We start from the raw sequence: 14,113 nt of genomic DNA, 5'->3' as shown, positions 1-14,113 counted from the left end.
TCCAGGGGACAGGGGGACGGCAAAACCTCCTGTCTCTGGTTTGTCCCTATGGTTTGATGTAAATAAGCGATCGACTACGGAAAAATACTTATGTTTACAGGACTAATTCAATCTCTCGGAAAGCTGAAGTCGCTAGGCAACGATTATTTCCAAATTTCCTGCACATCAAACAACTCCTACCCAATTTTACAAGATTTAGCCATTGGGGACAGCGTAGCCGTGGATGGAGTCTGTTTAACGGTAGTGGAAGTTCTGCCGCAAGGTTTTGTCGCCGTCGCTTCCCCAGAAACCCTCCGCCGCACAACTCTGGGATCATTCCCCGATGCCTTGGTGAACCTAGAAACCTCCCTGCGCGCCGGTAGCAAATTGGGGGGACATTTTGTGACGGGACACGTAGATGCGATCGGCACTTTAGCAACATCAACCCAAACCGCCAACGCTTGGGAGATGCGGTTTACTGCCCCACCAGCAGCAAATTCGGGATGGCAGCGTCAAATCGCACCTTACATCGTTTCCAAGGGCAGCATCGCCGTCAACGGCATCAGCTTAACCGTGGCAGATTGCGATGCTGACGGCAATTGGTTTGAAGTTGCGGTAATTCCCCACAGTTTTGGTGAGACAAACCTCAGCTATTTGCAACCAGGAAGTTTAGTAAACTTAGAAGCAGATATTCTTGGCAAATATGTCGCCAAATTTCTCCGCAGCGGAGCAAAATCCCATCCCGAACCGTGGGAAGAAACCCCCACAATCAACAGTTTGGGAACAATTACACCAGAATTCTTAGCAGAACACGGATTTATTTAATCTGTGGGTACGCACCGCGCACCTTGCTAATATCTGATATCTTACACCCTCCTCAATCAGCCTTTTACGCGCGGGTTATCCTGCCAACCCCACAAGAAAACTCACTCTTTGTGGAACAGGCAGGTGAGCCTGTTTTTGATTTGTATAAGGCCTCAGCAGCGAATTAATTATATCAATAATTGACTGTTCAAAGCAGAGGCACCCCACTAACTCTTAATTCTCTCTCTGCGCTCTCTGCGCTCTCTGCGGTTCATTAATAAAAATCTATTCCTCAATACTCCGGACAGTTTTTAAGCAGCCAGAGTAAGTAGGTAGGCGGGAAAATTTAGCTTTATGTGACGAAACATTAAGTAGCAGGATTCGAGTTAAATTTAACACGTTGTGTGCGGTAGTTTCCTCTTTCTCCTCTAACTTCTACTCCATGAATTACGGCGTAGGCAAGCTCTAATTCATCGTCAAACATTTGTCCCGCTAATTCATCTTTTTTAAGATGTTGCCACTGTAATTCAATTGGGTTCATTTCGGAACAATATTTGGGCAAGAAAAAGATATATAAACCCTGATTTTCCCACTTCGACCACAACTGTTTGACTTCATGACATCGATGTATGGGGCCGTTGTCTTGTACTATTACTCTTAGTCGTCCAATCTCAGCAGCTTGTTGGGCTTCTTGCTCCATCATTTTGATATAAGCTTTTCGATCGACACCCCCAATTACTAAACCGTAAACAAAGCTGATTTTATGTTGAATAAGCCCTACAATACTTAATCTACGACCACGCCTTTTCGTTTGTTCTAGCCGCTTTTGTTCACCTCGTTGATAATAAGTATAGCTTGGTTCACTCCACGCACAAAATCCTGATTCATCCAAATATTTTAAGTCGATTTCTCCCGCAGCCGCTGCCCATTCCAACATATCTAGGTCTGGAGAGCTTTATTTCTCGTACCATGGGGTTTTGTTTTCCTTTATGGCTTTTTCTCGCTCGTTTCCAAATAAACCCTTTTTTTTTAGTATGCGTCTTAATCGGTCGGCACTTAGTTTAACAGAACGTTCTTTTTCTAATTTCTGGACTAATTGAAGACTGTTATATGTACGTGGTTCGTTTTTGAGGCATTCTTTTAAAAACTCTATATCTGACTCTTTCCACTTGGGTTTTGCCCCTCGACCAGGCGATTCCCAAAGCCCTTCCATGCCTAGATGCGACCATTTATGTAAAACCTCTCTCACTGTTTGTGGAGTCCAGTTAAAATGAGCAGCTATTTTTTCAACCTACGGGCCATGTGCATTTAATCTAATTACTTCTGCTCTATCTTTGACTTTTTGTGGAACATCCGCAATTCTCAGTTCTAATAGAGTTTTGTCTTGTTGTTGAGTCAGGAATACCCTTAATCTAGCGCCCATATATTGAGTTACCTCAGTAGATGTATTCTCTTTCTTTACTTATTTTAACATACTTCGTTTTTTTTGCGCCGACCTACTTACTGTCCGACGCATGGATTCGTCTGCAATCCCTTTTGGCTCGATGGTTTGCAGTAATTCTTCTCCCGACTTTTTCCACGAATCTAGCTTTTGCGTCATTTGTCCTATTCTATTATCTTCCGTGTCCCTCGCTTACTTTATTTTTCTCGGCTCCCCCTACTTATTGAGCCGATACATTTCTTTGAATCCGGGCTTTTCTACACTGGCACTTTTCAACTCCAGTCAGTTGTTTCAGTTCTCTGTGAAACTCCTCAATTTTCCATCGATTGGCGCATAAATCTTTAACGTCATCCGTAGAAAACTGAGACCTATCGTTGGTAGCAACATATTCCGTGTCACAGTTTGAGGCAACTACCCGAAATAATTTCACTTTTTTAACCTTGGGAAATCCTTTAACTTTTACAATTTTACCTGACTCATTTTCAGCATTACTCCACGTTAAATCTTCAATTAGTTTATACTTTTATACCCCTCCTGTATCATCAACTAATCGATTTCTTTTAAGCGGACAGTAGTAAAACTTACCCCAGCTATCAATCAACAGCATTAAATCTTTTGTAGCATACCAACTATCCATCAAGACGCTCCCAAAAGGCAATTGGTTGTGATAGACTATACCTTTGAGCATATCTTTTACATGGTCTAGTTTAGTCTTTCCGTCTCCATCAGGGTCATAAATGCGGTAATCCACTATCCAAAAAAGCCCTTTTTTTGGATTGACATAGATGCAAGTAACTAGACCAATCCCCCGAAGTACCCGTTTTTCGTTTCCACTATATTGTCGGCGAGTCAGCTCGATTTTAGTGGCAAATCTTTTATCAATAACTGTGTCGTCAAATAAAAGATAACCTCCTTCATCAGTTTTGATAATCAGCTTAACTTGCTTCCAAAGCATCCGGGAAGTGATTTTTTAAGTTTTTAATAATAAATTAATAGTATCGTGGCTGCACCGCTTGAGATGGTCAGCCAGATTGGTCACCGTATAATTAATTTGACTGCGAGCGTAAATATTGACAGTAGTCAAGCGTAGTAAATTTCATACGCAATAGATTTTTTTGCTCATCTGCTATTTTACAGCCAAGCTTTTCTCTTAAGTCCCCTCCATCCAGAAAAAAATCTTATAAAAAAAATAAAAAAAATAAAATCTAGCAATAGTTCAAGCGATTTTCTAGCCCGGGGTAGCGTCAGGAATCGCTCTAGTTAGTCTGGGAAGAGGGTACGCTATATATAGCGTTCGTGCGTAAGTCCTGAAAATATCGGAACGGACTGGAGTCTCGGCAGAATTGGGAACTGCACTGGTGAAACAGCAAGAGAAGTTGTTTGAACTTTGGCATCGAGTCAGAGATGGTACTTTATCTAGTGGTGATTTTGGTGAGTTGGTTCAGGAGATTCGCTCATCCATTACAGCCACTTTACTCGAAGCTGACAAATACCAAATCACATCGCGGGAAAAAACTCCCTTAGCAAAAACAGTTCGCACTTGTCGTCAACTGCTCAAAGTTGAGCAGGCAATGTGGTTGTTTGTTACCACTGCTGGTGTCGAACCCACTAATAATGCCGCCGAACGCGCCCCACGTCCTGCCGTGCTCTGGCGACGTACCAGTTTTGGTTCTCAAACTCAAGCTGGTAGTGTTTTTGTAGCTCGGATGCTTACTGTGGTGACAACCCTGAAGTCTCAAAAGCGGAATGTTTTGGAGTTTATGACTCAGGCTGTTGTTGCTACTCGTGGTGGTACAGCCATTCCTTCTTTGCTTCCTGACGCTAATAATTGTTCTGATGATTCTGACTTGTTGACGGCTGCCTAATTTTATTCTTTGATTTTGGGGGTGGTTTTTTGTCTTCTTTATACCCCCTGAACGCTTACTTTTATTTGCTCTCCAGGAATTTATAAACCGACATCTCTTTACCTCTAAGAATATGACTTTTTGTTTTAGTCGATCAGCATTGTCTTGATTTGCACAACTTATTGAGACGTGCTGTGTACCATTGACTTTTAACTGAGAAGGCGGTACAATTATTATTAGCTGATTTTGGCTGTATCTTCCACCAAATATCTAAGTCCTGACGGCGAGAAGTGTAAGGTATATCCGCCAATTTAAAAAGCAACAAAAATTTTGGAAAACCTTGTTAAAACCTTATGCGACCCGATTCTCCAAAATCCCCCTCTTTGCCTCTCGTCTCAGTCATTATCCCTGCATACAACGCTGAGCAATTTATTGAAGAAACCCTGAAATCTGTTCTCGCTCAAACTTATCCAGCAATTGAAGTTTTAGTAGTCGATGACGGTTCCCAGGATCGAACCGCTCAAATTGTAGAAAAAATCAGCAAAAAAGATTCTCGCGTTCAGCTTTTGAAACAGCAAAATGCTGGGGTCGCTGCTGCTCGAAACTTAGCAATTCAGAAGTCGAGAGGAGAATATATTGCCCCCATTGATGCAGATGATATTTGGTATCCTGAAAACATAGAAAAACAAGTTCAATGTATGATGGAGGGAGAGCCATCGCTAGGAGTTGTCTATTCTTGGTCATTAGATATTGATGAAAAGGGATTTTTAACCGGGGGAATCCGCGCTTTTACGATTGAAGGTGAAGTTTATGAAACCTTAATTTGCCACAACTTTTTAGGCAATGCTAGCGCTTCGATGATCCGGCGTTCTGCTTTAGATAAGGTTGGCTTTTACGACACTAGCTATATAGAGAAGAGTGCTCAAGGCTGTGAAGATTGGGACTTGTACCTGCGACTGGCAGAATACTATCAATTCGGAGTCGTGCCGGAATTTCTAATTGGATACCGCAAAGTTTACAGCAGTATGTCTAGCAATTATGTGGTGATGGCGAAGTCCCACGCCTTAATGCTGCAAGATGTAAAGCAACGGCATCCTGAAATTCCAGAGTTCCTACACCGATTGTCTGCCAGTAATTTTTTGATGTATTTAGCACACCAAAGTAGTCGGAATGGCAGCGATCGCACCGCGCTATTTTGGTTATTCCAAGCTTTAAAAGCTGAGTGCATCTCACCGTTGTCCCGTTATGGTTTTTACAGAGTATTGGGGAAGAGCCTTTTAAACCTATTATCCCAGTTTTGGAAACCTCAAGCTGCTCTGGAGACCCCTCTGAGTGCAAAAGACCGGCCATCCTCTGACTGTAAATTGAGCAGCCGAGAGCTGCTGGTTGAGAGTCGGCGCAAAAATATCGAATCCATGGTAACGATTGGGAACATTTTTCACCGCTCAATTTCTCGCATTGTCAAGCGAAATCAAGCAGATATTGACACGCTCCCTCAAGTGAACATTAGCGCCACTCCATCGGCAAAGGCAGAGTTGTCTTATGAAAAAAGAAATTCAAGCTATTAAAACTCTGCTTCCCCTCCTCAAGATATACCCTTGGGCAATCCCGGCAATGATTTCCTTGGGTATGCTTGCTTCCCTTTCCGACGGCTTTGGGATTAGCTTATTCATTCCCTTTTTGCAAACTTTACAGCAAGAGCAAGCTCAGGTTATAACTGGCAATTCTTTCATTGATTCTCTGAACAAGATATTCGCTGCTGTCCCTGCTGGCTACCGCGTCTTAATCATCCCCTTGTGTATTTTAGTTAGCATCCTGATTAAAAACCTGATTGTCTATAGTAATTCTATACTTTTTGCATGGTTAAACTCACGGATTAGCCACCGATTGCGTTGCAAAATTTTCAACCAAACTTTAACCGTGAGCTACTCTTTCTTAGAGCGCAGCGAATCGGGAAAGATTATGAATATTTTGGCGACAGAGAGTTGGCAGACTAGCAAAGCTTTGAGTTTGTTTGTTAACTTGATTACGTGTGCTTGTACGATTACTGTCCTGGCGACGCTGTTACTGCTAATCTCTTGGCAACTCACCTTAATTATCACTATAGCGCTCTTCCTCATCTCACAGTTCATCCAATTTGTGACCCGCCGAGTCAAACATCTGGCACAGCAAGCTGTAGACGCCAATTCTCAGCTCGCTGTCCGAATGTGGGAGGGATTAGGGGGGATGAGAGCCATCCGCTCCTTTGGACGGGAACCTTACGAGCAAGAGCGCTTCGATCGCGCTTCCCAGCAGGTGCGAAACACCTTTTTGCAACTCGATATGCTGGGAGGGCTCATCAATCCGCTCTATGAAGTTTTTTCCGCACTCCTCCTGCTAGGAATTTTGGCGATCGCCCTCTTGCAAAACCAGTCAGCTATGCCAACGCTGCTGACTTTTTTATTCATACTCTACCGCTTGCAACCCCAGGTACAACAACTAGATGTAGCGAGGCTAGGTTTAATATCTACCGCCAGTTCTGCTGAACTGGTGATGTCTTTTTTAGAGACTGCTGATAAACCTTACATCCGCTCTGGTAATGTTCCCTTTGACAAGTTAAAGCAGGCGATATATTTTGAGTCAGTTTCCTTAACTTACAATCCTGAAGATCAGCCTGCAATAGAGGATGTCTCCATCGAGTTTAAACGCGGCCAAACTACTGCTTTAGTGGGGCCATCGGGTGCGGGTAAATCCAGCATTATCAGCCTACTGTGTCGCTTTTACGAGCCAAGTTCAGGAGAAATCTATATTGACAACAGCCCCTTACAAGAACTGAATTTAACCGACTGGCGAAAGGGAATTGCGATAGTCAGCCAAGAGGTTCATATCTTTAGCGGGACGGTGAAGGATAATATCGCCTACGGGCGCTTGGAAGCAACAGATGCAGAAATTTTTGACGCTGCAAAACTTGCCAATGCTCACGGTTTCATCAGCCAACTGCCGGAGGGGTATGACACAAAAGTCGGCGATCGCGGCGTTCGCCTTTCTGGCGGACAAAGGCAGCGTATTGCCCTCGCTCGCGCGATTGTCCGCGACCCCGATATTCTAATTCTGGATGAAGCAACGAATGCTCTAGATAGTATTGCTGAAAACTTGATTCAGGAAGCCCTCAACACGCTCAGCCAGAACCGCACCGTCATTGTCATTGCTCATCGCTTATCGACGATTGAAAATGCCGATCAAATTATTGTGATGGAAAATGGCAGGGCGATCGAACAAGGGAACCTCCAGTATTTGCTAAAACTCGATGGCTTGTTTGCCAAGCTTTATCACCTGCAACACCGCAACTTACAAAACTAATAGGAATTTGGTGAATCACTTATGCCTTATCCGATTATTGACATTGAAGTGACACAGCCCCTTCCCACTCTGACAATTTCTGAGGAAGATACAGGAATTGCCTTAGTGGTGCGGCGAAAAGATAAAGCGGTTGGTTTGATCATGCAGCCTCTTCCTCCAAAGAGCGTCCTTTCTCCTGAAGATTTAGCTAAAATGATCGAGGGGGAAGTCGGCACTAAGTTACTTCAGGAAGCGATTAGAGAAGAGTTAAATCCTGCCGAAAATGGCGATCTATTTCCCTCGCTCACAGTGGCAATTTGTACGAAAGACAGACCGGAAAACCTGGCGCGGTGCCTGCAACATTTACTCAAGTTGCAAACACCTATTTTAGGTGAAAATCTTAACTTTGAAGTGTTAGTCATTGATAATGCACCTTCTAAGGAAAAAACAAAAGAATTGGTAGACTCTCTACCAGGAGTTCGCTATGCCCGGGAACCAAAACCCGGTTTAGACTTCGCTCGCAATCGCGCCTTGCAGGAAGCAACTGGGGAGATATTAGCTTTTCTCGATGATGATGTCACGCCTGATCGCCAATGGCTAAAAGGATTGAGGGAAGCTTGGGCCGAAAATCCCGATGCGGGAGGCTTTACAGGGTTAGTGCTACCTTATGAGTTAGCCACTGAAGCCCAAATCTTATTTGAAAGTCGGGGCGGTTTTCGGCGCGGATTTGAGAAAATTCGTTATGGCAAAATCTTGCCTTACAATCCGTTATACCCCTGTGGTGCAGGCCTATTTGGAGCCGGTTGCAATATGGCATTTCGCCGCGATGTTTTACTGAAACTAGGGGGATTTGATGATGCACTCGATACCGGTGCGCCCCTCCCCGGCGGTGGCGATTTAGATATTTTTTATCGAGTTGTTCGCGCTGGCTATCCCCTTGTCTATGAGCCTCGCTATCTGGTGTTTCACCAACACCGCCGAGATTATGAAAAACTGCGCCACCAGTATTGGACTTGGGGGTTAGGTTTAATGGCTTTTGTGGTAAAATCCTATCAGACTGATCCTGCGAAGCGATCGCAGCTAATCCGGCTGATCTTTTCGTGTATTCGCTATAAGTTAAATGAATTGCAAAAGAGCATCAGAGGCTGTCATCCTTTGCCCCCAGCCATGATTTTAGCTGAAAGCTGGGGTGGGATTGTGGGGCTTTTTGGCGAGTACCCCCGTTCTTTAAAACGGATCGAGGAGATTCGGCGAAAATTTGCCTATAAAGAGTAGATTTGCTTCAGAAATTTATTTCTCGTTCAATGCAGGAAACGACAATTAAATATGACTAAGCTTCCGCCCATTGATATCGTCATCTGTACTTATAACAATGCTCCTCTTCTCAACAAAGCTCTATCTGCCCTTGCCCAACAGCAAGTGTCGCCCGACGTAGAGTGGAAGGTGTTAGTGGTCGATAATAACTGCACGGATAACACGCAGGAAGTTGTCGAAAAATATCGAGTGTCTGGAACAATTCCCTACCTTTCTACAGGCTCAGAAACAAAGCAAGGATTAACCTATGCCCGCCACTACGGCGTTCAAAATACAACGGCTGATTGGATTGCTTTCGTCGATGACGATTGCTTCCTGGCAGAAGATTGGGTGGAGCAAGCTGTTAAATTTGCTGCGACTCATCCTGACTGCGGCGCTTTTGGTGGTCGAGTGATTTTAGATTGGGAAACTCCACCGCCTAAATATGTATTAAATTATGGTTACTCCTTCGCACAACAAGAACACGGTACAGAACCCCAAAAAAAATCTTGCCTAGTGGGAGCAGGATTAGTGTTGAATAGAGCAGCTTTGGCACATACTGGTTGGATTGATAAACCATTACTTCACGATCGGATCGGCACTAAGCTAATATCAGGGGGTGATGTGGAAATTGCTTTGCGAATTTATGGCGCAGGATACGAACTTTGGTATACTCCTGATTGCCAGTTAAAGCACTTTATTCCGGCTAGGCGTACCTCTCAAAAATACCTGATAGATATTAACTATGGTCTAGGAACCTCTCAAGTTTTGGGCGATTCTCTGCTTTGGTCTGGTTCTTATCAAGATTGGCTGTTTAAATTTATTTTCGAGGCGGTGAAAGCTTCCCAAAATATCGTAATTCAATCTTTAAAAGCGGCTTTGGGGCGGATGAATCCGGCGGAAGTGGAGATCAACAAAAGTTTTGTGCGGGGTAAGTGGGCCGGAATTAACCGGATGATCCGCATGAACCCGGAGGAACGCCGAGAGTTATTGGGACGTGCCAGAATTGCTAGTTAAGTTCACATTTACTATTAAGTTACGATGAGTGAAGAACAGCTATATCGAGCCAAAATTGAGCCAATTCCAGAGGGAGAGCCGCGTCCCCTGTGGTCTGTGATGATTCCTACTTACAATTGCGCTAATTATTTACGCGAAACTTTAGCGAGCGTCCTCGCCCAAGATCCAGGACCGGAAATCATGCAAATTGAAGTAGTGGACGATTATTCTACCCACGACGACCCGGCAGCAGTTGTTCAGGAATTGGGGAAAGGGCGAGTCGGATTTTACAGACAAGAAAAAAATGTGGGCTACATCCGTAATTTTGAAACTTGTTTGCAGCGATCGCGTGGTCACTTGCTCCACATCTTGCATGGAGATGACGGTGTGCGCGATGGTTTTTACCACAAACTACACCAAGGTTTTTTAGAACATCCAGAGATTGGTGCAGCTTACTGTCGCCATATCTTTATGGATGAAAATGGTCACTGGCAACGAATTTCTCAATTAGAGCAGGCAGAAAGTGGCATATTAAATAATGCTTTAGAGCGCATTGCCGTCCGCCATCCGATCCAAACTCCTTCTATTGCTGTCCGCCGAGCAGTTTATGAAGAATTAGGCGGTTTTGATCGCCGCATTTCTTGTAGCGGTGAGGACTGGGAAATGTGGGTAAGAATTGCTGCTCGCTACCCGATTTGGTATGAAGTGGAACCACTAGCAACTTACCGTACAGGTATTACTTCTTTGAGTGGAAAGGCTGTGCGGACGGGTAAAGATATGCAAGATATACGAAAAGCTTATGAAATGATCCTGCCTTACTTACCTCCTGAACGAGCTAGAGAATTATCGGTAAAAATTAGAGATTGTTGGGCTTTTGCTGCTTTAGCCAATGCTGTTAAATTCCTCACTCAAGGAGAGTTTAGCAGCATGACAGCACAGATCAGAGAAGCGATCAATTTTAAACCGTCCTTAAAATTTTTCTTCGTATCTGTATTTTACTTGAGCATAGCGGGTGCTAAATACTTGACGAAACAAACCGACGTTGAGAAAATGTTTTTGGAGGCGGATAATAAAAAAGTTAACTCTAATTCTAAGGCAAGTTAACTTGATTACCTATATTACCTAAAAGTCTGATGAGTAAGTTTGTATTATGGAAAATTCTGCATATTGATGTTAGTGAAAGCCTGCCTAATTTAATGGCTGAACCCAATTGTCAAGGGTTACATTTAGTGTTTTGGTGGCGTGGTATTCCATTAGGGCAGCAGGAGATTTTAGCTGAACAGTTGCCCATGCCTGCGACAGAACTTGCTCATCGAGTGTTGCAAGCGATTACTCCAGCAGTGCGCGATCGCTTGGGGTTAAAGGGTCAACCTGATGCGAGAGCCTACAACCTTCAGTCTTTAATGGCATTGGAAGCCCCGTTAGAAACCATGAGCCAGCAATTGTCGAATTCTCAGGGAGAAGCAAAAACAGTGTCTTTGGTCATTTGTACACGCGATCGCCCGGATCAGTTGGTCAATTGTTTGCGCTCGCTCCAAAAGCTATCCCAAACCCTTCACGAAATTATCGTCGTTGATAACGCCCCAACTTCTGATTCCACTCGCCAACTTGCTGCTCAATTTTCCGAAGTCCACTATCTCTTAGAACCCCGCCCCGGTTTGAGCGTTGCCCGCAATACAGGTGTCCGCTACAGTAGTGGAGAAATTATTGCTTTTACTGATGATGACGTAGAGGTGCATCCTGATTGGATTATCCGCTTGCAACACAGTTTCAGCAATCCTCAAGTCATGGCAGTCACGGGTCTAGTTCTCCCGGCAGAATTAGCAACTGATTCTCAAGTTATCTTTGAAAAAGAATTTAGTGGCCTGCATCGTGGGTACTGCCCCTTAACCTTTGACGCTCAGTTTTTTAATCAGACAAAAAACATCGGCGTTCCTGTGTGGCAGATTGGGGCCGGTGCAAATATGGCGCTCAGGCGAGAAGCATTCAATCAAGTGGGCTACTTTGATGAGCGCTTAGGGGCGGGGGCATCTGGATGCAGTGAAGATTCGGAATTTTGGTATCGAATTTTGGCAGAAGGTTGGCTGTGTTTATATGAACCCGCTGCTGTTGTCTATCATTATCACCGAGGCAATTTAGCAACTCTACAGCGCCAGATGTATCAGTACATGAAGGGGCACGTTGCTGCTCTCTTAGTTCAGTTCAACCAGTACAAACATTGGGGGAATCTCTATCGCGTCTTAGTTTCTTTACCTTGGTACTATACCAAATTGGTATTTTCGGGAGTTTTTCAGGGATTTCAAAATCGGTATAGTACGGTGTTTAGCGAAATACTTGGCTATTTTTCAGGTTTAATTTTTTACTTGAAAAATTGCTCGAATAAGGCTTATTAATTTATAGAGACTTTCAACGGAGAGATTAAAATGCAGCTATCTAATTTAACTTCTAAAAAACCTTTAGGTGATTTCCTGAGCCGCAACCCGTTTCCTCATGGTTTGACTCAAGGATTCTTTTATCGGGAAAAGATGCGAGCAATTTACCGAATTGCCCCTGACGTTCCCTGTAAAGAAGTATTAGAAGTCGGAGGCGGTCAAGGTGGCTTGACGGCTTTACTCTATCCGCAAGCACAGATTACCAACATTGACCTCGATCCTAAATATGCAAATGCCCCTTGTAACCAACAAGAAAAAGTCCGCTTCATCTGCGGTGATGCCACGAATTTACCGTTTGAAAATGAATCATTTGATATAGTAACGATGTTTGACGTGATCGAGCACGTTCCCGACCATCAAAAAGCAATCTCAGAAGCGCTGCGAGTGCTCAAACCCAAGGGATTTTTATTAGTGAGCACTCCCAATGAAAATTGGCGATTTCCCTACTATGGATTTATGAAACCACTTTGCCCACCGGAAGCGGAGGTGATGGCAGAATGGGGTCATGTCCGGCGCGGCTATACGATCGATGAACTGACAGCATTAATTGGTTTTCCTTGCCAAACCTCTGCGACTTTTATTAATCCATTGACGGTACTTTGTCATGATGTTGCTTTCTCCCGTTTATCTTCTCTCAAGCGCCAATTTTTTTGTACTGCACTCACTCCTTTAACCTGGGTGAGTTATTGGCTGCATAAACCTGAATCATTGGGGACGGAAACTGCATACGCTTGGCAAAAGTCAGCCTAATTAATTATCCATGCTTCAACCAATTAAGCAACAACAATAAAATTTATGAATTTGATGAATACTGAGCTTAAGGCAAGGTTCAACAAACATTTTTCATCTTTGATTTCTTGGCTATTGAAGCATCAAGAATCAATTACTATTGTTATCGTCTTTATCCTTAGCTATGGTGTCTTTTTGTTACGTCTCCACTTGCCTACAATTCGGATGTGGGATGAATCGAGATTAGCTGTAAATTCACTCGAAATGCTCATTAATAGTAATTTTCTAGTGACTCATTTTGATGGAAAACCAGATATGTGGAATACCAAACCACCCCTGTTAATCTGGTTGATGGTAGCTTCCATGAAAATATTTGGTGTGAACGAATTTGCCCTGCGATTTCCTTCGGCAATATCTGGGATAGCTACGACCTTCATTTTATTAAAATTCTGCAATAGTTATTTTCAAGATATTAAAATTGGTCTGGTCAGCGCTCTAGTTTTAATCACCAGTATTGGATTTGTAGGAGAGCACGTTGGCAGAACAGGAGATTACGATGCTCTGCTTGTGCTTTGGATAGTCATTTATTCACTATCCTACTTTAGCTATTTGCATAGTGATATACCGAAAAAGCGCTATCTATATTTGGTTCTAACAACTATTGCCTTAGTCCTAGCAGTTTTAACTAAAAGTATCGCTGGATTGATGTTTTTACCGGGGCTTTTAATTTATACTGCTTGGCAAAGAAAACTTAGAAAAATTTTATTTGCGCGAGAAACTTATTTAGCAGCTACATTTTTTATACTTGCAGTGTCGAGTTATTATATGTTGAGGAATTATTTTAATCCTGGTTACATTAAAAGTGTTTTATACATTGAAGTTACAGGGCGATATTTATCATCATTGGAAAACCACAAAGGCGAATTTATTTTTTATGTCAAAGATATTTTTAACTCAAAATTTATTCCTTGGGTTTATTTTTTGCCGGCCTGCTTTATTCTGACTCAAATGAGTGCTAGATCAAAATTAAAAGAACTTAGCTTATTTGTCTCTTTACAAATAATCTGTTATTTGCTAATTATTTCTAGCGCTCAAACGAAATTACCTTGGTATGATGCACCTTTATATCCGATGATGTCTTTACTGATTGGCTTAGGAATTGCAGAGTTTTTGCAGAGTATCGCTAATTACTATAGCTTTAGCAGTTAGAGTCGATTAGGGAGTTACCCCCCTAACCTCTCCTTCAGAACCGTGCGTGAGACTTTCACCTCACACGG

Annotated in this window: 9 protein-coding genes and 3 pseudogenes; 10 read left to right on the top strand and 2 right to left on the bottom strand. The window is 43.1% G+C overall.

Annotation, left to right across the window (positions count from 1 at the left end; genetic code table 11):
• Positions 1-90: 90 nt before the first annotated feature.
• The gene (gene ribE, locus QUB14_RS24440) at positions 91-804 is read left to right on the top strand and encodes a riboflavin synthase (RefSeq protein WP_333220175.1); all 714 of its coding nucleotides are present in this window, start codon (positions 91-93) and stop codon (positions 802-804) included.
• A gap of 346 nt (positions 805-1,150) precedes the next feature.
• On the opposite strand, the pseudogene QUB14_RS24435 reads toward ribE, so the two are convergent.
• Both QUB14_RS24435 and QUB14_RS24430 read right to left on the bottom strand, forming a co-directional pair.
• Positions 1,151-2,206 (bottom strand): annotated as a pseudogene (locus QUB14_RS24435) (IS630 family transposase).
• A 253-nt stretch (positions 2,207-2,459) separates the two neighbouring features.
• A pseudogene (locus QUB14_RS24430) lies at positions 2,460-3,324 on the bottom strand (IS701 family transposase); the annotation flags it as partial.
• 210 nt (positions 3,325-3,534) lie between these two features.
• Here QUB14_RS24430 and QUB14_RS24425 point away from each other — a divergent pair.
• From QUB14_RS24425 to QUB14_RS24385, 9 genes and pseudogenes are all read left to right on the top strand, one after another.
• A pseudogene (locus tag QUB14_RS24425) lies at positions 3,535-4,089 on the top strand (IS66 family transposase); the annotation flags it as partial.
• Between the two features lie 332 nt (positions 4,090-4,421).
• A complete protein-coding gene (locus QUB14_RS24420; protein WP_333220179.1) occupies positions 4,422-5,636 on the top strand; it encodes a glycosyltransferase family A protein in 1,215 nt (404 codons plus the stop codon).
• Positions 5,611-7,407, top strand: a complete 1,797-nt coding sequence (locus tag QUB14_RS24415; RefSeq protein ID WP_333220181.1) for an ABC transporter ATP-binding protein — start codon at positions 5,611-5,613, stop codon at positions 7,405-7,407. Before QUB14_RS24420 ends, QUB14_RS24415 begins: the two co-directional genes overlap by 26 nt.
• Positions 7,408-7,428: 21 nt before the next feature.
• The gene (locus QUB14_RS24410; RefSeq protein ID WP_333220183.1) at positions 7,429-8,661 is read left to right on the top strand and encodes a glycosyltransferase; all 1,233 of its coding nucleotides are present in this window, start codon (positions 7,429-7,431) and stop codon (positions 8,659-8,661) included.
• A gap of 51 nt (positions 8,662-8,712) precedes the next feature.
• Complete coding sequence (locus QUB14_RS24405) at positions 8,713-9,696, top strand: glycosyltransferase (protein WP_333220185.1); 984 nt, start codon at positions 8,713-8,715, stop codon at positions 9,694-9,696.
• A 24-nt stretch (positions 9,697-9,720) separates the two neighbouring features.
• Positions 9,721-10,779 (top strand): glycosyltransferase, encoded by a 1,059-nt coding sequence (locus QUB14_RS24400; protein ID WP_333220187.1) that lies wholly within the window; start codon positions 9,721-9,723, stop codon positions 10,777-10,779.
• Positions 10,780-10,808: 29 nt separating this feature from the next.
• Complete coding sequence (locus QUB14_RS24395) at positions 10,809-12,068, top strand: glycosyltransferase (RefSeq protein WP_333220190.1); 1,260 nt, start codon at positions 10,809-10,811, stop codon at positions 12,066-12,068.
• A 30-nt stretch (positions 12,069-12,098) separates the two neighbouring features.
• Positions 12,099-12,857 carry a class I SAM-dependent methyltransferase gene (locus tag QUB14_RS24390; protein WP_333220192.1) on the top strand — a complete coding sequence of 253 codons (759 nt, stop codon included), beginning with the start codon at positions 12,099-12,101 and terminating at the stop codon, positions 12,855-12,857.
• A 45-nt stretch (positions 12,858-12,902) separates the two neighbouring features.
• Entirely contained in the window at positions 12,903-14,045 is a 1,143-nt protein-coding gene (locus tag QUB14_RS24385) for a glycosyltransferase family 39 protein (protein ID WP_333220194.1), read from the top strand.
• Positions 14,046-14,113 lie beyond the last annotated feature (68 nt).

The organism is Microcoleus sp. B3-D2, assembly GCF_036705345.1.
GTDB lineage: Bacteria > Cyanobacteriota > Cyanobacteriia > Cyanobacteriales > Microcoleaceae > Microcoleus.
This window is presented reverse-complemented; position numbering and strand designations above follow the sequence as displayed.